Source organism: Olsenella sp. AGMB03486, from assembly GCF_040884255.1.
GTDB classification, from domain to species: domain Bacteria; phylum Actinomycetota; class Coriobacteriia; order Coriobacteriales; family Atopobiaceae; genus Olsenella_L; species Olsenella_L kribbiana.
Genome location: NZ_JBEVTM010000001.1, coordinates 95,265 through 115,597, shown reverse-complemented (window position 1 = coordinate 115,597; position 20,333 = coordinate 95,265). Strand labels below are relative to the sequence as shown.

18 protein-coding genes are annotated in these 20,333 nt (G+C 59.7%); 8 read left to right on the top strand and 10 right to left on the bottom strand.

Annotation, left to right across the window (positions count from 1 at the left end; translation table 11 throughout):
• Positions 1 to 14 precede the first annotated feature (14 nt).
• Positions 15 to 959: a hypothetical protein gene (locus ABVS03_RS00500; RefSeq protein WP_330970951.1), complete on the bottom strand. Its 945-nt coding sequence runs from the start codon at positions 957 to 959 to the stop codon at positions 15 to 17.
• A gap of 219 nt (positions 960 to 1,178) precedes the next feature.
• Here ABVS03_RS00500 and ABVS03_RS00495 point away from each other — a divergent pair, with 219 nt between their 5' ends.
• Positions 1,179 to 2,405 (top strand): MFS transporter, encoded by a 1,227-nt coding sequence (locus tag ABVS03_RS00495; RefSeq protein WP_330970950.1) that lies wholly within the window; start codon positions 1,179 to 1,181, stop codon positions 2,403 to 2,405.
• 85 nt (positions 2,406 to 2,490) lie between these two features.
• Here the strand turns inward: ABVS03_RS00495 and ABVS03_RS00490 are convergent, their stop codons facing one another.
• The 4 genes from ABVS03_RS00490 to ABVS03_RS00475 all read right to left on the bottom strand — a co-directional run bounded on the left by ABVS03_RS00490 (position 2,491) and on the right by ABVS03_RS00475 (position 9,739).
• Positions 2,491 to 3,045: a transcription repressor NadR gene (locus ABVS03_RS00490; RefSeq protein ID WP_330970949.1), complete on the bottom strand. Its 555-nt coding sequence runs from the start codon at positions 3,043 to 3,045 to the stop codon at positions 2,491 to 2,493.
• Positions 3,046 to 3,056: 11 nt separating this feature from the next.
• A complete protein-coding gene (locus tag ABVS03_RS00485) occupies positions 3,057 to 5,285 on the bottom strand; it encodes an L-aspartate oxidase (RefSeq protein WP_368017574.1) in 2,229 nt (742 codons plus the stop codon).
• Positions 5,286 to 5,290: 5 nt separating this feature from the next.
• A complete protein-coding gene (nadA, locus tag ABVS03_RS00480; RefSeq protein ID WP_368017573.1) occupies positions 5,291 to 6,226 on the bottom strand; it encodes a quinolinate synthase NadA in 936 nt (311 codons plus the stop codon).
• Positions 6,227 to 6,421: 195 nt separating this feature from the next.
• Complete coding sequence (locus ABVS03_RS00475) at positions 6,422 to 9,739, bottom strand: ATP-binding cassette domain-containing protein (protein ID WP_368017572.1); 3,318 nt, start codon at positions 9,737 to 9,739, stop codon at positions 6,422 to 6,424.
• A 415-nt stretch (positions 9,740 to 10,154) separates the two neighbouring features.
• Here ABVS03_RS00475 and ABVS03_RS00470 point away from each other — a divergent pair, with 415 nt between their 5' ends.
• On the top strand, positions 10,155 to 11,120 hold the full coding sequence (locus ABVS03_RS00470) for a hypothetical protein (RefSeq protein WP_368017571.1): 966 nt from the start codon (positions 10,155 to 10,157) through the stop codon (positions 11,118 to 11,120).
• Positions 11,120 to 11,659 carry an NUDIX domain-containing protein gene (locus ABVS03_RS00465; protein ID WP_330970944.1) on the top strand — a complete coding sequence of 180 codons (540 nt, stop codon included), beginning with the start codon at positions 11,120 to 11,122 and terminating at the stop codon, positions 11,657 to 11,659. The genes ABVS03_RS00470 and ABVS03_RS00465 overlap by 1 nt, the downstream gene beginning before the upstream one ends.
• A 27-nt stretch (positions 11,660 to 11,686) precedes the next feature.
• On the opposite strand, the gene ABVS03_RS00460 is transcribed toward ABVS03_RS00465, so the two are convergent.
• Positions 11,687 to 11,866, bottom strand: coding sequence for a hypothetical protein (locus ABVS03_RS00460; protein ID WP_330970943.1), 180 nt, complete (start codon positions 11,864 to 11,866; stop codon positions 11,687 to 11,689).
• Entirely contained in the window at positions 11,838 to 13,190 is a 1,353-nt protein-coding gene (locus ABVS03_RS00455) for a DNA repair protein (protein WP_368017570.1), read from the bottom strand. Before ABVS03_RS00455 ends, ABVS03_RS00460 begins: the two co-directional genes overlap by 29 nt.
• Positions 13,191 to 13,267: 77 nt before the next feature.
• On the opposite strand from ABVS03_RS00455, the gene ABVS03_RS00450 reads away from it, so the two are divergent.
• On the top strand, positions 13,268 to 13,816 hold the full coding sequence (locus ABVS03_RS00450; RefSeq protein ID WP_368017569.1) for a hypothetical protein: 549 nt from the start codon (positions 13,268 to 13,270) through the stop codon (positions 13,814 to 13,816).
• Here ABVS03_RS00450 and ABVS03_RS00445 read toward each other — a convergent pair.
• The 3 genes from ABVS03_RS00445 to ABVS03_RS00435 form a co-directional block, all read right to left on the bottom strand.
• A complete protein-coding gene (locus tag ABVS03_RS00445; protein WP_368017568.1) occupies positions 13,813 to 14,634 on the bottom strand; it encodes a hypothetical protein in 822 nt (273 codons plus the stop codon). The genes ABVS03_RS00450 and ABVS03_RS00445 overlap by 4 nt on opposite strands.
• A gap of 196 nt (positions 14,635 to 14,830) precedes the next feature.
• The gene (locus tag ABVS03_RS00440) at positions 14,831 to 15,307 is read right to left on the bottom strand and encodes a hypothetical protein (protein ID WP_368017567.1); all 477 of its coding nucleotides are present in this window, start codon (positions 15,305 to 15,307) and stop codon (positions 14,831 to 14,833) included.
• A gap of 113 nt (positions 15,308 to 15,420) precedes the next feature.
• Positions 15,421 to 16,323: a LysR family transcriptional regulator gene (locus tag ABVS03_RS00435; protein ID WP_368017566.1), complete on the bottom strand. Its 903-nt coding sequence runs from the start codon at positions 16,321 to 16,323 to the stop codon at positions 15,421 to 15,423.
• A gap of 103 nt (positions 16,324 to 16,426) precedes the next feature.
• Between ABVS03_RS00435 and ABVS03_RS00430 the strand changes: the two genes are divergently transcribed.
• The 4 genes from ABVS03_RS00430 to ABVS03_RS00415 all read left to right on the top strand — a co-directional run bounded on the left by ABVS03_RS00430 (position 16,427) and on the right by ABVS03_RS00415 (position 20,217).
• Positions 16,427 to 17,230: an AzlC family ABC transporter permease gene (locus ABVS03_RS00430; RefSeq protein WP_368017565.1), complete on the top strand. Its 804-nt coding sequence runs from the start codon at positions 16,427 to 16,429 to the stop codon at positions 17,228 to 17,230.
• Positions 17,227 to 17,529 (top strand): AzlD domain-containing protein, encoded by a 303-nt coding sequence (locus ABVS03_RS00425; protein WP_368017564.1) that lies wholly within the window; start codon positions 17,227 to 17,229, stop codon positions 17,527 to 17,529. The genes ABVS03_RS00430 and ABVS03_RS00425 overlap by 4 nt, the downstream gene beginning before the upstream one ends.
• A 137-nt stretch (positions 17,530 to 17,666) precedes the next feature.
• The gene (locus ABVS03_RS00420) at positions 17,667 to 18,833 is read left to right on the top strand and encodes an esterase family protein (protein ID WP_368017563.1); all 1,167 of its coding nucleotides are present in this window, start codon (positions 17,667 to 17,669) and stop codon (positions 18,831 to 18,833) included.
• 160 nt (positions 18,834 to 18,993) lie between these two features.
• Complete coding sequence (locus ABVS03_RS00415) at positions 18,994 to 20,217, top strand: acetyl-CoA carboxylase biotin carboxylase subunit family protein (protein WP_368017562.1); 1,224 nt, start codon at positions 18,994 to 18,996, stop codon at positions 20,215 to 20,217.
• Positions 20,218 to 20,333: the final 116 nt, after the last annotated feature.

Below are 20,333 nucleotides of genomic sequence, written 5' to 3'. Positions count from 1 at the left end.
CATAATTTATTCCCTTAACCTTCCGCTGGCTGGCCCGAGAAATTGAGGCCATCCGTGAGCTCTGCTGCCTCCGCGAGCGTGAAGCTGTCATCGGCGAAGAGCGCAAGCGCAGACGAAGCGCGCTTCCTGGCTGCGTCATAGATGTCCCAGAAGGAATCGGTCGACTCCTCCTTCGTGAACGGATTCGTCCACGAAGCGTGGCCCCTGTTGTCGAAGTCGCTCGTCTCCTCCGCGCGGGCCCGGTGCGCCATCGCGCGCTCGAGCGAATACGGCTTTCTTGTCGCAAGCTTCTCGACAGTGCCGAGCACTCCTGCCTTCTGGCCATTCTTCGAATAGAACAGATGCTGCACGACGCGGAAGTCATGCACAGCCTTCACATAGAGGTTCTGCGGCGCATAGAGGCCATAGACGCTCTGGAGCACGAGCGCATACATGCGGCCCACGGCTTCGAGCGCCGGCTCGTCGAGGCGCAGCACCTCGCGGTAGGGCTTGTAGGTCTGGACTGTGCGGTGAAGCTTCGTATAGAGCACCATCTCGTCGAAGTCTCGCTCGATCTCTGCGTGCACATAGGAGCCGGCGGAACGGTCAAGCCCCTCGACGCCAGCATCGCAGAACGCATACTGCTCGGCATAGACGAGCGGATGCATCGCGGAGTCGAGGAGATAGTGGCAGAGGAACCCGAGCGCATAGGCACGCCCGCTTGCACGGTCGCTGCTGTCGAGCGCCTCATAGGCCAGGCGCATCGCGCAGATGAGCGACGTCGGCCTCTCATGGTGCATCACGTCGCCGACATTGCGGAAGTCCTTGAGCGCAGGATCGATGAGGGTGTAGAAGAGCGGGTCCGGTCCCTGGTTGCCGAGAAGGAACGCATCGCGCTCGTCTGCCGTCATGCCGATCGTCGAAAAGCACTCGTCGTAGACGTCCTTGCCGAAGAAATCGTGCGTCATTATTGCAGGCATGGAAGCTCCTCACATGATCCTTACCGAAACAAGACCTGCCGCTTACCAGTTCAGGCCTTCAGTCCGGTAAGACGTTACCGTACTGTGTTCATGGGTTTTCTACCCCAACGCACATCTCCGGATGCGGAGGTGCGCATTTCGCTAGAAAGTCCATGGCACACGAGTCTATCCCATTGCTTGAGAGGGACCGTGCACGACACGGTGGAAGGCGGAAGACCTATGGCACAGAAATTCACGAAACGCGAGAAGAGCTGGATTGTCTACGACGTCGGCAACTCGGCACTTGTCCTGCTCTCGACAGCGCTCATCCCGATCTATTTCAACAGCCTGGCAGAAGGAAACGCGCTTGTCGCCTGGAGCTACGCCCAGACGATCGCTTCCCTCGTCATTGCCCTCCTCATGCCGTTCCTGGGCTCTCTTGCCGATATGCAGGGCATGAAGAAGAAGTTCATCATCGGCACGGTCGGCACAGGCGTCATCGCGACCTGTGCCCTTGGCATCCCCACGACGTGGCTGCCGTTCCTCGTGATCTATATCATCTCCTCGATCATGCTGAACAGCTCGCTCGTCTTCTATGACTCGCTGCTCGTCGATGCCACGACAGACGAGCGCATGGATGAGGTCTCCTCCCAGGGCTATGCCTGGGGCTACATCGGCTCGTGCGTGCCCTTCATCTGCTGCCTTGCCATCGTGCTCCTGCTCCCCTTCGACATCTCCGTCCGCGCAAGCATGCAGCTCTCCTTCATCGTCACTGCAGCCTGGTGGCTCGCGTTCACGATCCCGATGCTCAGAAACGTCGACCAGACACATTACAAGCCGCTCGAGCGCCATGCTGTCTCGAAGGCAATACAAGGCCTCGGCAAGACGATGAAGAGCATCGCCGCCAACAAGCCGATGCTCTACTACATCATTGCCTACTTCTTCTACATCGACGGCGTCCACACGATCATAAATCTCGCCACGAGCTACGGCTCCCAGCTCGGCATCGACTCGACGCAGCTTCTGCTGGCGCTCCTCGCAACGCAGTTCGTTGCCTTCCCCTCTGCCATCATCTACGGCAAGCTCGGCACGAAGGTCGGCACGAAGAAGATGATCCTTGTCGGCATCGTCGCCTACGGCTGCATCACGTTCTACGCTGCCTTCCATCTCCAGACCGCGATCGACTTCTGGATCCTGGCCATGGCCGTCGGTCTCTTCCAGGGCGGCATCCAGGCGCTTTCCCGCTCCGAGTTCGCAAAGCTCGTCCCGAAGGAGAACTCGAACGAGTACTTCGGTTTCTTCGATATCTTCGGCAAGTATTCCGACATCATGGGCACGCTCATTGTCGCTGTCATGACGCAGCTCACGGGCATGGCAAACCTCGGCGTCTTCTCGATCGCAATACTTTTCGTCGTCGGCTTCATCTTCATGCTGAAGGTCCCGGCAGACGCGCACGCAAAGGCGTAAGCGAGCCGGCGGACAGATCCCGATCGATAGCAGGAAGGCCAGGGCAGACGCCCTGGCCTTCCTTTTCATCTGTCTTATGCAGCTTCTAGCGCTTCGTGTGCCTCTCGATATCGTCTCTCTCCCATGTCTCGATCGGCACGAGATAGCCGCGGTCTTTCAGCTTCTCCTCGACCGCATCGAGGATATCCTCGGAAGGCGCGCTGATATGGTGGAAGTGGTAGCCATCTGTGAGGAGCATGAGGGGCGAAGATACCCCTGAATGGATGCCCTCCAGGAAGCCCTGGACATCCCGCCTGCTCCTGGCACCGAGCGGGGCCGAGATGACGCCGTAGGTCCTGTGGTTTACGATCACGTCCTCCATCGTGGCCCCGGCATCTACAACGATATCCATCTCGTCCTCGAGCTGATCGTCGGTGTGGTGGCATTTGATGAGGCGGCGAAGCCCCTTCCTCTCCTCGCGGAGCACATACCCAGTATGGAGCCCCACGATCTCGTGGCCTTCATGCCGAAGGAGCGCGATATCCTGGACGATGACCTGGCGGCTCACCCGGAGCATGTCAGAAAGCTCCTTGCCAGAGAGCGGACGCGCGCTCCCCTCGAGTGCTGCCACGATCTGCCTGCGCCTTGCTGCGCCGTCCATTCCCATCGCTTCTACTCCAGCATCGTCAGATTCTTGTTGCTGAGATCGAGGATGCCGGCAGAATGCGTCAGCGCCCCGCTCGAGATGTAGTCTATCCCGAGATCTGCCATCTGGGGAGCATTCTCGAGCGTGATGTTGCCGGAGCACTCTGTGAGGGCACGGCCATCGATGATCTTGATGGCCTCCTTCATCTGCTCGTGCGTCATGTTGTCGAGCATGATGACATCAGCGTGTGCGGCGACTGCTTCTTTCACCTGGGCAATCGTCTCGCACTCGACCTCAATGCGGTAGATGAAGGGGCTCCTCCTCTTCGCTGCTGCCACAGCCTGGCGGATGCCTCCAGCAGCGGCGATATGGTTGTCCTTGAGCATGACAGCATCAGAGAGGCCGAAGCGGTGGTTCGTGCCGCCGCCGATTCTCACTGCCATCTTCTCGAAGTAGCGCATGCCAGGCGTCGTCTTCCTCGTATCGACGAGCGTCGCCTTGGCGCCTGCCTGCTGGAGCGCCTGCACCATCTCATGCGTATAGGTTGCAATGCCGCTCATGCGCTGCAGGTAGTTGAGGGCGGTCCTTTCGCCCGAGAGCAGTGCCCTTACATCTGCCTCGACCTCGGCGATGACCTGGCCAGGCATGACTTCGTCGCCGTCTCCGGCACGGGCCACCATCACGGCAGAGGCATCGAGCAGCTTGTAGACGCGGAAGTAGATATCGATGCCGGCAAGTATGCCCTGCTGCTTGCAGATGAGCTGCACGCGGGCACGGCGGGCACGGGGCATGACAGCCTCGGTCGAGACATCGCCGTAGGGCATATCCTCGGCAAGCGCCTCCCTGATGTGGTTGTCAATCATGAGGCCCAGCGAAGAGGTATCCATGCTGTGGCCCTTCTGATAGCTCGGCGTGAGCGGCCTCGGCTCGCCCACGGCAGGGTGCTTCATGGTCTCGTCCATCTCGATCCTCCTTGTAGGTGCGGCAGGTGCCGTCTTCTTCGGCTCGAGCATCCAGGAGCCGAATTCCTTCTGGTCAGAGATCATCCTCTTTGCAGCACGGGCAGAGAAGACAAGGCTCTCGAGCAGGCTGTTCGAGGCAAGGCGGTTCTTTCCGTGCACGCCGTTGCAGCTTGTCTCGCCTGCTGCAAAGAGATGGTTCATGGTCGTCTCGGAATCCTCGCCGACATGTATGCCGCCCATGAAGTAGTGCTGGGCGGGGACGACAGGGATGGGCTCCTTCGTGATATCGTAGCCCTCCTCGAGGCAGTGCTCGTAGATGTGCTTGAAGTGGTGGCGGATCGTCTGCTCATCGATGTTCTTGAAGCTGAGCCAGACGTGGTTCGTGCCTTCCTTCTTCATCTCTTCGTGGATGGCAGCAGACACCACATCGCGCGGCTGGAGCTCATCGGTGAAGCGCTCCATCTTGCCGTTCAGGAGCACCGCGCCTTCGCCCCTGCAGGACTCGGAGATCAGGAAGCTCCTGCCAAGCTTCGTCGTCCAGAGGCTCGTCGGATGGATCTGGATGTAGTCGGTATGCTCGAGCGCGACGCCGTGCTCCTTTGCGATGCGCACGCCGTCTCCCGTGAGCAGCGGATAGTTCGTGCTGTGCGTGAAGAGGCCGCCGATGCCACCCGTGGCAAGAAGCGTATGGTGCGCATGCAGGCGAAGCACCGTGCCGTCGCGCCTTACAGCCACAAGGCCTGCGCAGTACGGCGTACCATTCTGGTCCTTGCGCTCGATGAGGTCGACCAACTCAGTGTTCTCGAGAATCTCGACGTTTTTGAGCTTCTTCACCTGTGCCAGAAGCTTTGTCGTGATCTCCTTGCCCGTGATGTCCTCGTGGAAGAGGATCCTCGGGCGTGAGTGCGCGCCTTCGCGCGTGAACGCGAGGCTGCCATCGGAAGTGCGTGCGAACTCCACGCCGTAGTCGATGAGGCGCTTGATCGTCGGGCGCGACTCCTGAATCATGATCTTCACGGATTCGCGGCGGTTCTCATAGTGTCCTGCCCGAAGGGTATCCTCGAAGAATGCCTTGTAGTCGTTATCGTCGTGCTGGACGCAGATGCCGCCCTGCGCAAGCATCGAATCGCATTCCTCGAGCGTGCCCTTCGAGAGCATGACAATGCGGGCGGAGGCAGGAAGCGTCAGGGCACAGAAGAGTCCTGCGACGCCGCACCCCGCAATCGCCACATCGCATGATTCGTCCTGCGGCTCTGCTGTGCGGGCCGCCTCGATAGTCTCTTCTGTTTCCATGGCTCCTAGTCTTTCGCAAGCTCCAGCATGCGCCTGAGCGCACGGCGTGCGCCCTCGGTCGCAGCGTCATCGACCTCGATCTCGCCCGACCCGGTCTCGAGGCACGAGAGGATCTTCTCGCCTGTCACCATTGCCATGTTCGGGCAGATGGGCGTCGTCTCAGGGAAGAAGATCTCCTTGCCCTGTCCGGCAATCTTCTGCTCGATCGTGCGGCGGACGCCAATCACGGTAGCGATGATGTAGGACTTCTCCTCGCCTTCGGCGACGCGCTTGATGATGCCTGAGGTCGAACCGACATAGTCTGCTGCCTCGACGACCCAGGGCGTGCATTCAGGATGGGCGCAGACCACGGCATCAGGATGCGCGGCCTTGAGCTTCTCGATCTCGGCAAGCTCGATTGCCTCATGCGTCGGGCAAAATCCGTCGTTCAGGATCACATGCTTTTCCGGCACCTGGTCAGCCACATAGCGGCCGAGGTTCATGTCCGGAATGAACAGGACGTGGTGCTGGGGCAGCCTGCGCACGATCTTCACGGCATTCGAGGAGGTGACACAGACATCGGACCATGCCTTCATCTCGGTCGTCGAGTTCACATAGCAGGCAACAGCGAGGTCGTCTCCGTACTCGGTACGAGCGTTATCGACCGTCTCCTTCACGACCATGTGCGCCATCGGGCAGTCAGCCTTCGGCTCGGGCATGAGGACACGCTTCTCGGGCGACAGCAGCTTTGCGCTCTCTGCCATGAAGCGCACGCCAGCAAAGACGAGCGTCTTGCAGTCGAGTCCGGCAGCAAGCTTGCTCAGATAGAAGGAGTCGCCGATATAGTCTGCCACTTCCTGTGCAGAGTCCTTCACGTAGTAGTGGGCAAGGATGACGGCATCCTGCTCCTTCTTGAGCGCGGCGATGCGCGCAGCCATCGTGCCTGTGGTCTTCGTGTCCATGAATCCCCTCTCGTATCCAGCGCCGAGTTGGCAGTATGGCAGCCGTCATGTCATCTGACAAGACAGATGCAAAGCTTTCTGCACACTCCACACAGAGAGCCGCCCGGCGCTCTCCCCATCTCAAGGGTGAAGCACCGGGCGGCATGGCTGCAATATGCCATCTCCGGACGGACAGACAAGGGGTGTCTGCGGAGTCTATTCGCTTCTCAGCGCCTCGACCGGATCTTCATGGGCTGCCTTCCTCGACGGGATGAGGCCCGCCAGGAACGTGAGCAGGACCGAGATGCCGATCAATGCTAATGCCGACTGCCAGGAGAGCCTCATGATGTTCGGCACATCGTAGACCGAAAGCACATAGGCATTGACCGGGACCGAGACGCCTAGCGTGATCAGGATGCCCATGAGGCCAGAGATGAAGCCCTCGATCACGGTCTCGGCATTGAAGACAGAGCTCACGTTGTGCTTGCTCGCGCCAAGCGCGCGGAGAATGCCGATCTCCTTCTTGCGCTCGAGGACGGAGATGTAGGTGATCACGGCGATCATGATCGAAGACACGACGAGCGAGATCGAGACGAAGGCGATGAGGATGCGGCTGATCATATCGACAATATGGGTCACGGACTGCATGAGCGTGCCCACGATATCGGTATAGCTGATCTTCTTCGCCTCATCGGTCTGCTGGTCGTTGTAGTCGTCGAGGATCTCTATGACCTTGTTCTTGTCCTGGAAGTCCCCCGGATAGATGTCGATCTCTGAAGGCGTTGCAGGATCGGCATAGCCGAGCTTTGCGAGGTTGTCGTCGTAGCTGGCGCTCGAGTTCGAGAGCATGCCGGCCATGAGCTCCTTGAGCTGCGTCTCGTCGATATTGAGGCTGAAGGCGCTCTTGATCTTGTCCCCATCGACCGAGATCGCATTCGGGAACGAGGCCTGAAGCCTGCCCATGCTTGTCTGGAGGGCACTCGTGAGCTGGGTCTCGATAGCAGCAGAGGTCTGCTGCATGACAGAGGAGAAGGCAGACTGGATGTAGGACGTGAGGGCGCTTGTGATCTTTGCCTCGAGCTGGCTTTCCACCTGGCTTGCCAGCTGGGACACGATTTGGGACTCCAGGGCCTTTGCGACCGAGCTCTGGATCTTCTCGTCGACGATGCCGGAGAGCCGCTGCTCTATCTGGCTCTCGATCTCATCGAAGTTCACGATCTTGCGTACGCCGTCCTCGATCTCCTTCTTCGTGCTGTCGAGGAGGAAGTAGTCCTGGACCTGGGCGTCTGGATGCTCCTGCATGTAGGTTTGCCAGCCTCGCACAAGCTCGGCTGTGAGTGCCTGGGCCGCTGTCTGGTCGAACTTGATATCGAGGCCGGAGACGAGCTCCCGCACATCGATATCGGAGAAGTCAGGAAGGAGCTCCTTGATCTCGTCCGTGCTGAACGAGGAGACATCGATGCCGGAAAGGTCGAGCGAAGACATATCGACAGACGAAAGGTCGAGTGCCGGCACATCGATCGTGGGCGTCCGCATGGACGACATGTCGAGGTCGGAAAGATCGAGGTCGAGCTTCGAGGTATCGAACGAGAACGAGGCCTTGAGGGCATCCGTATCCACATTGAAGAGGTTCGAGAGATCGATATCCTCCCCTGCCGTGCCTGCCGCCTCCTCGGCGAAGGTCTTGCCGGTGAAGACGTCGGTTTGAGGATCTGCCAGCTGCTGCTTCACGATGTCGGCATCTGCTGCGTGTGCCATCACATCCTTCGTGAGGGCGCTCGTGTAGTAGATGCCCGGATCGAGCGAAGAGGAGGAATCTGTTGCCTGGACGATGCCGACAACATGGATGTCCTTGCCAGACGAGACAAGCGTCTTCATGAAGTCCGCATCATCCGAGCGGTCTGTCCAGATCCTGTACTGCTCGTCATAGGCATAGATGTCGGTCGGATAGACAAGCTTGAGGTGAGCCGCCAGGATATCGTCTGTCGAGTAGCTCGCTCCGCTTTCTGCATCGATCGCGGACTCTTCGGTGGAGGAGCTCTCGGCGTTCGTGAGCGTCGAGACCATGTAGTCGAGCTGGCTGTGGTCGCGAAGGCCCAGCTCGAAGGCATCGAGATCGGGAAGCGTGCCATCAGGCCTGAGAACGACCAAGAGCTCGTCTTCAGCTTGCGGCCACTCACCTGCCACGAGGCTGTACTGGCTCTTGATGAGGTCGGTATCGTCCATGAGCTCATGGAACGCGCTCGTCTGCGAGGTCATGCTCGAGGAGATCGAGGAGGAGACACCGAGTCCGAGCTGCGTGAACGAAGACTCGGGATTCACCTCCGTGACCGTGCCATTGGCATTCTCGAGGTAGAGCTCGGGCTTCACGTCGTAGGAGTACTGGATGGCGCGGGCATGCTGACGGATTCCTCCGCCATCGGCGTCAAGGTATTCCTTGAGCGATCTGAGGTCGTTCTTTCCGACGCTCTTGAACATGTTCGTGATTGTCGGCGCTTCCTTGATGCCGGAATCGGAAGAGCCATCATCAGAGGAGCTGCCAGATGAGCCAGACGAGCCTGCCGTGCCATTCACCGACGAGAGGACGGACGTTATATCGAAGCTCGTGCCCTGGATCTGGAGCGGATAGACCGTGAGCATCTTCTCTTCGGTATCCTCGATATAGCCGTTCGCGCCGTTCGCAAGCGCCAGGATCGCAGCGATGCCGATGATGCCGATGGAGCCGGCGAAGGCCGTGAGGAAGGTCCTTCCCTTCTTGGTCATGAGGTTCGCAAACGAGAGGCCGAGTGCCGTGAGGAAGGACATCGCAGTCTTGCGGGGAGGCTTTGCAGCCCTGTGCGTGGCATCAAGAGACGGGTCATAAGGGTCGGTATCGGATCTGATCGTGCCGTCCTTGAGCTCTACGATGCGCGTCGAGTAGCGGCGTGCGAGCTCGGGGTTGTGCGTCACCATGATCACGAGGCGGTCCTGGGCAACCTCCTTCAGAAGATCCATGACCTGGACGGAGGTCTCGGAGTCCAAAGCTCCTGTCGGCTCGTCTGCCAGCACGATCTCAGGGTTGTTCACAAGGGCACGGGCTAGCGCCACGCGCTGCATCTGGCCACCCGAGAGCTGCGAGGGCTTCTTGTCGGCATGTTCGGCAAGACCGACCTTGGAAAGCGCTTCCCTCGCCCTCTTCTCGCGCTCGGACGCTCCGACGCCTGAGAGCGTGAGCGCCAGCTCGACATTGGTAAGGACCGTCTGGTGCGGAATCAGGTTGTAGCTCTGGAACACGAAGCCGATCCTGTTGTTGCGGTAGGTGTCCCAGTCGCGGTCGCGGTAGCGCTTCGTCGAGATGCCGTCGATCAGAAGGTCGCCGTCGTCGAAGTGGTCTAGGCCGCCGATCATGTTGAGCATCGTCGTCTTGCCCGAGCCGGAGGGTCCGAGAATGGAGACGAATTCGCAGTCACGGAATGCGAGCGACACATCGTCGAGCGCCTTCTGCGTGAACGTGCCGGTCGTATACGACTTGGAGATATGGGAGAGTTCGAGCATGGCCGCCTTTCAGCCGGAGATCCTTCATGCAAATGCTGCAATGCAGATATCTGAATATCTGGCAGCTTCTGTCTTCTCGCTTCATTATGCCCACGGCGCTGCTCGCGCCGATGCTGCCCTCTGCCCAAATCCCAGCTATCCCCATGAATCTTTCAGCCGCTTCTGTCCAGCATCTGCACGGCACATCTGAGCTGCTCGAACCTTTCATACAGATGCACTTTCATGTGTCTGGTGCCGGACATCTCCTCTTCTGAGTGTCCAGCGCAGAAAGGAGGCGGCAGGACCTTATGCCCTTTCTTGCTGCCGCACACGGAGGTTAGTGCTTTTTCGACGCATCCGGCGCCACGGAGCCCGTGTATGTCCGATACTGTAGAGTGCGACAAGGCCAGACGACCATTGACAGGAGGGCTTCTGCATGCCAGCCATCATCACGCACTACTTCTACGGGCAGGACATGTATTTCACGGCAGCGAACTCGCTCAAGAGCGAATCCGATGAGGAGCGCAAGGCCTATCTTCTGGGCTGCCAGGGCCCCGATCCCTTCGAGTCGCTCGATCTCGATCCGCGCCTCAAGGAATACCGCAATATCGCGAAGCTCCTCCACACGGAGAAGATCGAGGAGTGCATCGCCGCCTTCAAGGGCTCGCTTGCCTACCTCTCAGACCATGAGAGGCCGACGGGACGTGCCTATGTGGCAGGCTATATCAGCCACTTCGAGCTCGATTCGAGGGTCGGACCGTTTGTGGCAAGCTGGACCCGCGGCATCTGCGAGGCAGGCGTCGAAGGCCTCGACGAGCGCGATGCGAAAGTCGTCACGGCAGAGGTCGAGCGCGACCTCGACGAGATGGTGCTCTACACGAAGTCCGGCAAGACCGTCGAGACCTTCCACCCGGCCCATGAGTGCCTCGATGCCACCGAGCGCATCCTCGGCATCTGCGACAGGATGTATCGCTACATGCTCTTGAAGGTCTATGGGCTCGTCGTGCCGCACACGCTCTTCTCTGGCGCCATCAATGCCCACAGGACCCTCATGCGCCTCATGAGGGCACCGCACCTGACCGATGCGAAGTCCCAGATCGCCTCTGCGATCGAGGTCAATATCCTGCACCGCCGCCATTCGCTCTACCGGGCCATGGCACACAGGGCAAGGAAGGAAGCCTCCTCTGTCTTCGAGAACAGGGAGCACCAGACGTGGACCGATCCCTATACGGGCCATGAGCACACGGCAAGCTTCTGGGATCTCTACTACGGCACGCAGGGCGAGCTGCAGTGCGATCTCAAGTGCTTCCTCGATGATGGCTTCGATGCTCAGAAAGCCCAATCCATCACCCATGGCAAGGACTTCGACGGCAGGCCGAAGAAGGCCGGAGAGACCCTGTAATGGCAGAAGAAGAGATGCTGCCTCAATGGCACGGCAACGACGGCATCGCGCTTCCGCATGAGCGCTACTGCAGCATCTGCGGATCTGAGCTCGTGCTGAAGGAGCAGCCAGAAGACGGCCCGGAGCCGTGGTGCCCGACCTGCAATGCATGGCGCTATCCAGCATTTTCTTCTGCCATCAGCACGATCGTCTACTCCCCTGACGGGACCAGGATCCTGGCAATCGACCAGTATGGCAAGCACGGCGTGCTCGTGGCTGGATACGTCTCCCAGGGAGAGAGCCTCGAGGAAACCGTCAGGCGCGAAGTCAAAGAGGAGACAGCGCTCGACGTCTCGGACCTCCGCTTCAATGCAAGCCAGTTCTATGCCCGCACGAACACGCTGATCTCGAACTTCGTCTGCCGGGCCAGGACGGAAGACTTCCATCTCAACCGCGAGGTCGACCGTGCCCGCTGGGTGCCGAAAGACGAGTTTGCCGATGCCCTTGTGTCGGGCTCTCTTGCCCAGTGGTTTGCCCGCCACCATCTCATGAACGCCTGACGAAGAGCCTGCACAAGCAGGCTCTTCTCATATGAGGCCGCGCTTCTGCCTGTCGCGGATCTCCTCTTCCTTCTTCTTGAGGAGGCCCCGGTATTCCGGCAGCGCATCGAACGGCATGAAGATCTTTGCCCGCTCTGCTGCGCTCATGGACGGATGCCCATAGCGGATGCGCCCTGGCCTATCTGCGCCAGACGTCTTCGACCCCATCGTTCTCATCTCCCGATCTGTGTCCGCCGATCTGGCTGTTGCGCTCGCGCGCTGTCGCCTTCGGCATGAGGTCCATGCCCTTCAGGATCGCATTCTTGCCGAAGCGCTGCCTGATATCGTTCACAGTCCGCTGGCGCGAAAGCTCGCCTTCATCTGTCTCCTCTTCAGCAAAGAGGCTCATCTGCGCGCCCTTCGCATCCTCAGGAGCGACCTCGAAGGCACCGATGCCGAGGCGCTTGATCTGCCGCTCGGGATCCACCCGGTCGTGGAAGATCGCCTCTGCCGCCTGCCGGATCTTCCTTGAGGAGCTTGTCGGCACGAGGAAGGACATCGAGCCCGAAGCGCCGGGGCCATAGCGGTGGAGGCGCCTTCTCTCCCGCGCATATTCGCGCTCCTCCTCCGTGATCGCATAGCCTACAAAGACCGAGATGCCGCCTGCAACAAAGCCGCCTTCCGTGAGCCGCTGGGCAAGCGCATCTGCCATCTCCTTGAGCACGAGGAGCGCATCCTCTGCGTCATAGGCGCAGCCGAAGACCTGGTTCGAGCTCAGGGAATGCGCCTGCGGCTTGTAGGCCTTGATATCTGCCATCGTCACGGGCTCGATGCCCCAGGCATGGTCGATCAAGATCTCGGCGTCCTTCCCGAACTCGCGGAAGAGCGGCTCTGTCGGGGCATGCGCAAGCTGTCCCATCGTGTGTATCCCCATCTCGGCGAGACGCCTCGCGATGCCAGGGCCGATGCGCCAGAAGTCCGTGAGCGGCCTATGGTTCCAGAGCGTCGCCCTGAAGCTCTCCTCGTCGAGCTCGCCGAAGAAGTCATCCGAATGCTTTGCCGTGATATCGAGGGCAATCTTTGCGAGGTAGGGATTCGTGCCAAGGCCACAGGTCGCGGTGATCCCTGTCTCCTTTGCAACTTCGCTCCTGAGCGCCTCGCCGAGCTCGCGTGCGGTCATCCCATAGAGCGACAGATAGGGCGTGATATCGAAGAAGGCCTCGTCGATCGAGTAGACGAAGATGTCTTCCGGAGCGATCTTCCTGAGGTAGATGCCGTAGATCTCGGCCGACTTCTCCATGTAGTAGCGCATGCGGGGCGGAGCCATGATGTAATCGATGCCTTTGGGAATCTCGAACACGCGACAGCGCCCCGGGACCCCGAGCTTCTTCATCGCCGGAGAAACAGCCAGACATATCGTTTTCTCGGTGCGCGTGGGGTCTGCTACCACTAAATTGGTAGTGAAGGGATCGAGCCCGCGTGCGATGCACTCGGCAGAGGCATAGAAGCTTTTCAGGTCTATGCACAGATAGTGCTTCTGCGTGCCTGCCACGGAGCTCCTTTCTTCGAACGGATGTACCCATATTAGCAGACAGGCCCGACAGCCTGGACAGGACAGAAAGGTTTGGAATGGCGAAAGGAAAGACCACGACCGGCTCGGCGACGAAGAAAGCCTCGCCTCAGCTCGACGACGTCGTGAGGGTGGACAAGTCCGGCAGGAATGTCTACTACAACGACTATCTCCACCAGTACTACTATGTGCCCGAGTCGAAGATGCGCCAGCTCGCCTTCTTCGACCGCCAGCGCACGATCTTCGCAGTCTCGCTTGCAGCGATCTTCGGTGCTACGACCTCGCTCTGGATCGGCATTGCCCTCTTCGCGGGGCTCTATATCCTGACGTCGGGCTATTTCTACCTGAGCTTCATCCCGGCCCTCAAGAAGGCCGAGGAGCCGAAGCTCTCCGAAAGCGAGCAGGTGCTCGAGTGCGGCAGGCGTCAGAAGCGCACGAGCCGCCGCATCGGCTATGCCGTCGTCTGCTTTGCGACAGCAGCCATCCTTGCCTATTACGGCATGAACCAGACCTTCTCCGGTCTTGACTTCTGGTCCGCCGTCATCTTCGGCGTCGGCTGCCTTGTCTTCGGCGTCTACCAGCTCATCATCTATTTCAAGAGGCGCTAGTCTCCCAGCACATGCATAAGGCCGAAGATCAGGAAGGCCGCAAACACGATCAGGCACGCCCAGAGGAACCGGATCAGGCTCTCATGGGCGTGCTGCTGCTTCTCGAGCTTCTCGATCTCCTTCTGGATGGCCTCTGCCTTGTTCTCCTTGCGGCGGATCACGCTGTGGAGCTCGTCGTCTCCCGTGTTGTCCGTGATGCAGTCTGTCACATAGGCGCGCTTGAGCGCGATGTCCTCGAGCTCGATCTGGGCATCCTGGACGGCCTTCTGGTGGCGGTCGAGGTTGTTCTTGACGGCAGCGATGTTGTCGTAGACGGGCTTCTGGCTCTCGTCGAAGCGCTTCCCAGCTTGCCTGAGCGCCTCGTCGGCAGCCGAAAGCGCCTGGTTCCTGAGCTTCACATCCTCGGCGAGGCCATGGCGGCGCTCCTTCTCCTCGTCCGAGAGCCTCTCCGTGTGCGTGAGGTCGAAGGAGCGAAGCCTCTCTTCGGATTCCTCGAGCGCTCGCGCATTCTTCTCCTGCGTCGCCCGCTCGTCCTTCGTGAAGTCGCTCTTGCCCTGGGCAAGCTCGGCCTTCATCTCCTCGAACGGCTTTCTCACCATATCGAGGCTCCCCAGAAGCTTCTGCTCGTGGGCAAGCGTCGCTTCGAGCTCCTTCTCGCGTGATGCATATTCGGCAAGCATCTGGTCGGAGTTCTTCCGGATATCGTCGCGCATGGCAAGCTCTTCATGATCCAGCTCGATGCTCTGCTTCACCGTGCCGAGCTCATGCTGCTTCGCTTCGATCTTGTCCTTCACCTGATCTGTCGAGAATATTGCCATCCGTGACCACTTCCCTGCATCCGGAATGCCTGCCTTGGAGCCGCGCTACCTTCGAGCCTAATGGAAACGCTTCATCCTTGCCACCCCAATCGGCAGCGGTGGGAATGGAGCGGCCGACGGCCACACATTCCTGAGAATTCCGACACTTGCTCTCATCCATGCGCATAAAGACTTGCCATCATGCGAATTATTCACTTCAGCGATGCTCGAGGAGGAAGCGCACGACAAGCACGAGCACAAGAAGCTCGTCCGTGTGGCGGCAGTCGGAGATCGTTGCCACATAGCTGCCGAGAGATTCCTCGCCACGCACGACCGTCGCGATCTTGTCACCCCTGAAGTTCGTGATGTGATACATCCCGCGCACAGGCGAGCGGTCGAGATTCCAGCCGTAGTCCGGCACGGAAAGATGCGGCGTATGGTGGACGCCTGAAAAGCTTGCCGCAAAGCGCACGCCGTCTGCCATCGTCACCATGAGCATGCCGCGCTCCTCGAAGGCACGGACCCGGTAGCGTGCAATCTCGTTGCCATTCGGATCTTGCAGCATCATATGGTCGACACCGCCTGCAAGCTGTATCTTCGCATTGTAGGCAATGTGCCCCTCTGCATCGAAGATATCGAGCACATGTGCTGCGGAACCGGTCCGGTGGTTCTTGATCGTGAATCTCTTGGACACGGATTCCCCCTTCCGGATGGTTCAAGCTTGCGGAAAGCTAGCTAGACCGTATCACAAACCTTGCAGGAAAAGCCGCTTGCATGCCATATCAGGCACCAATTGGCACTGCGCTTTCAGCTCTGGACCAGACGGACGAACGGGTAAGGCGAGCTTGCAGAGGAGGATATGACCTTCTCCGCAAAGCGCTTCGAGGCCAGAGGCAGGGTCTCGTCCGAACGCCAGGCAAGGCAGATGTTCCTCTTCGGACGCTCCCGCACATGCTTCGTGAGAAGGCCCGTATCGTAGTTCGAGAGCATGAGCTCATAGAGGAGCGTGACGCCCAGCCCTTCCCTCACCATCTGCAGTATCGAATAGTCGTCCGTGACCGTATATTCGACATTCGGCGTGATGCCAGCATGCTCGAAGGCACGAAGCGCCACCGACGATTCGCCTTCGTCGAGCACGATGAGCGGCTCTGCCGCAAGGTCTTCGAGCGATACCGTGCGCTTCCTTGCAAGCCGGTGCCCATGCGGCACGACGGCCATCATCTCGTCTGCGAGGAGCGGCACACGCTGGAGGCCTGCTGCATCCTCCATATCGGTGAAGCCAAGGTCGAGCTCCCCTTCGCGCACCCAGTCTGCAATCGAGGTGTACTCCCCCTGGCGCAGCACGAAATGGACCTCGGGCCAGACTTCCTTGAACTCCTTCATGAGGGGAGGCAGGATGTTTCGGCTCACGCTCGTGAACGTGCCGATCGAGATCTCGCTGCCGACAAGGCCTGAGAGCTCCCGCTGCCGGCGCGAGAGAGCATCCTCTGCATGGCTTATGGCTTCGAGGTAGGGCATGAGGACCGAGCCATCCTTCGTGAGCCGCACGCCGTCGCGGCGCCTTTCGAGAAGGGTGCATCCCAGCTCCTCTTCGAGCGACCGTACCTGCTGCGATATGGCAGACTGCGTATAGCCGAGCTCCTCGGCCACTGCCGTGAAGCTGCCTTTCTCGGCAACCCTTACGCACACCCCTGCACGCGATGCTCTCATGGCGCTCCTTCCATTAGGTCTGCTTATTATGCCATTACATACAATCGTTTTACTTATGGTTTGCCGGGGCGTACAAGTATGCAAAACGACGCAGGGAGGCACCATGGAAAAGACAGCAGCAGCTCAGAGAAGCGCATCGAAGGCAAGGAGAGCATCTTGCTTCTGGCAGGGCGCACATGACGGCGTGCCGATTGCGCTCGGCTACCTTGCCGTCTCGTTCTCTCTTGGCATCTCTGCAGCAGGGGCCGGGCTCGACCCTCTGCAGTCGCTCGTCGCAAGCTTCCTCTGCAATGCCTCGGCGGGAGAATATGCCGCTTTTTCCTCGATCGCCCAGGGAGCAGCCGTGCTCGAGCTCGTAGCGGTGACCCTCATCGCAAACGCCCGCTACATCCTCATGAGTGCCGCGCTTGCCCAGCGCTTCGATGCGAAGACGCCGCTCTGGCAGCGCATGCTCATCGCCTACGACAATACCGACGAGCTCTTCGCGCTCACGATCGCCCGTCCGGGCAATGTCTGCCCGGCCTATTCCTTCGGCTCCTTCCTGCCGGCGCTTCCCGGCTGGGCGCTCGGCGGTGCCCTTGGCGCCCTTCTCGGCAATGTCTTGCCGGCACGCATCCTCTCTGCCCTCTCCGTCGCCCTCTTCGGGATGTTCCTCGCCGTGATCATTCCGGCAGCGCACCAGGAAAAGGCCGTCTGCGCCGTCGTGGCCGCAAGCTTTGCCGCAAGCATGCTCTGCGATGCAGCTCCCATCATCTCGGAGCTCTCAAGCGGCACGCGCACGATCATCCTGACGCTCGCGATTGCAGGTGCTGCAGCCTGGCTCTTCCCGGTGCATGACGGAGTGCCGACATTCCGCTATGCCGCGCAGGAGCGCCAGTCCTGGAAGACACAGGAGGCCCTCTCATGAACATGTGGATCTATGTGCTGGCTATGGGAGCGGCGACGGTCTCTCTGCGCGTCCTTCCTGTAATCTTCATCAGGAAGCCCATCGAGAGCCCCTACCTCAAGTCCTTCCTCTTCTACGTCCCCTATGTGACCTTGGCAGTCATGACGGTACCGGCGATATTCCAGAGCACGGAGTCACCTTTGGCAGGCGCAGCCGCGCTTGCCCTTGGCATCTACGCATCCTGGCGGGGAAAGAGCCTCTTCGCTGTCGCCGCTGTCTGCTGCCTGTCCGTGCTTGTCCTCGAGCTCTTCCTTGCGTAGACGGAGAAATCGGCTCATTCGCCGATATCTGAGCGTTAGTTTATAAATTTGTTGTTATGAGATGCGCACAGGCAGGGCTTCCAGGCATTTGTGCTGCTACCATGGGCAGCGTTTGATGTGCTATCTGAGGAGGCTTCATGTACCGCGATGCAATTTCCTACCACAGCAATGTGCTCGGCGAAGATCTCGGCGTGATCGTGTACGGCATGACGGGATACCCCATAATCGTCTTCCAGACCCAGGACTCGAAGTGCACGAACTACGAGGACTTCGGCATGATCTCCGAGCTTGCCGACTACATCGATGGTGGAAAGGTGCAGCTGTTCTGCGTCGACTCCATCGACCAGGAATCCTGGTCGAACACGAACGGCGATAAGAGCTGGCGTTCCCAGCGCCAGGAGGACTATTTCCGCTTCGTGACGGACGAGCTCGTACCGTATGTCCATGACAGGAACGGCTCCGACCTCCGCCCGCTCGCAACCGGCTGCTCAATGGGTGCTACCCACTCCGCTATTGCAGCGCTGCGCCGTCCGGACCTCTTCCAGGGCTGCATCGCGCTCTCCGGCGTCTATCGCACGAGCTTCTTCTTCGGCGACTGGATGGACGAGAACCTCTACATGAACGATATGGTCCAGATGCTCCATGACCTGCCGGCAGACCATCCCTACATCGACCTCTACAACCACCGCTCGCTCTGTTTCTGCGTCGGCCAGGGTGCCTGGGAAGATGGCCTTTCCGACCTGCGCGACATGGACGCCTCCTTCAAGCGCCTGGGCATCAATGCCTGGTGCGATTTCTGGGGCTACGATGTGAACCACGACTGGCCATGGTGGAAGAAGCAGATGCGCTACTTCCTGCCGATCGTCCTCGAAGACGTGAAGAAGGAGCTTGCCGAGGAGGCAGCCTCTGCCAAGAAGGAAGCTGCTCCTGCGCCGAAGAAGGAAGAGAAGCCTGCAGCAGCACCGAAGGCCGAGGCAAAGCCTGCTCCCAAGGCAGCTGCAAAGCCTGCTCCCAAAGCAGCCGAGAAGCCAGCTCCTACCGCAAAGAAGGCCGAGCCGAAGGCAGCTCCTGCAGCTGCTGAGGCAAAGCCGGCTCCCGCAAAGAAGACAGCACCCGCCAAGACCGCAGCGGCAAAGCCCGCGGCGAAGCCCACTGCCAAGAAAGCTGAGCCCGCTGCAAAGCCTGCCACCAAGGCTGCAAAGCCTGCAGCGAAGAAGACGGCTGCCACCGCTTCCAAGACCGCAGCAAAGCCTGCAACGAAGAAGACCACGACCCGCAGGTCTTCCACGCGCCGCGCAAAGTAGCTCGCATCGGTTGCATGCATCTGGGCCTGTCCTTCGGGACAGGCCTTTTTTCATCTGCAAGGCATATCCTGCAAAGATTGCGTAATGTCTTGCTGTAACAAGCCTGTAGTCCTGCACGCGCTAGCATGAATGAGTCCTGAATGTTCGTCAGAGGTAGTCCATGAATTTCGTCTTCATATCCCCGCAGTTCCCTCCTGTCTTCTGGCAGTTCTGCAACAGGCTCCAGAGAAACGGTGTCACCGTCCTCGGTATTGGCGATGCCCCGTATGACGGGCTGGCACCAGAGCTCAAGAGCTCGCTCACCGAGTACTACTACACACCGAATCTCGCTGACTACAGCCAGGTCTTCCGTGCCGTCGCCTTCTTCTCGTACAAATATGGAAAGATTGACTGGCTCGAATCGAACAACGAATTCTGGCTCGCGCAGGATGCACGCCTGCGCGATGACTTCCATATCGTGACGGGAGCATCGACCGCGCAGATGGCCGTCTGGCAGAGCAAGGCCGGCATGAAGCCGCTCTATGCGATGGGGTCCATTCCGACAGCACGCCAGATCAAGGCCTCGACGCTCGACGATGCAAAGCAGTTCGCCGCACAGGTCGGCTATCCCCTCTTCGCGAAGCCCGAGGTCGGCATGGGCTCGCTCGGTGCCCGCAAGATTGCAGACGAGGCAGCTCTTGCCGCCTTCTTTGCAGACAGGCCGAAGGGCAGCTATGTGATCGAGGAGTTCGTCTCGGGACGCATCTGCTCCTACGATGCCATCTTCGACAGCCACGCCAATCCCCTTTTCGAGAACATGGAAGAGTTCCCGAGGAGCATGGCACGCGTGGCCGAAGAGAAGCTCGATATGGCCTATACCTGCCTTCCTGCGATCGATCCGAGGCTCCAGAAGCTCGGCCGCGCTGCCGGCAAGTCCTTTGGCATCAGAAGCCGCTTCACCCACATGGAATTCTTCCGGCTCGATAAGGCCAAGGAAGGCCTGGGAGATGCCGGCGACTATGTCGGCCTCGAGGTGAACCTGCGTCCGCCCGGATCCAACACGCCGAACATGATGAACTATGCACACTCCTGCGATGTCTACCAGATATGGGCCGACATGGTCACGAAGGATGCGACTGACGTGACCCAAGGCGAGCAGTTCTTCTGCGTCTATGCCTCGCAGCGCGACTGCCACCGCTATGTCCACTCGGATGCCGATATCAGGCGGACCTATGGAGAGCGCCTCGTTGAGGCAGACCGCATCTCCCCTGCCCTTGCCGACGATATGGGAGACATGGCATACACAGCAAAGCTCAGGACAGACGAGGAGCGCCGCGAGTTCATCCGCTACGTGCAGGAGCGTACGCCAGACGACGCGGCGCGTCCGGAAGACCTCGCGCTCTAGCCAAGCACGCATAGTTTCCTTCTGGCCTGGAAGCTCTTTCCAGGCCCTTTTTCCTGCCTGTCCTTCCTTCCGCATGCGCCGTCTTTTGTGCCGTCTGGCCTGCCTTCCGTGTATGC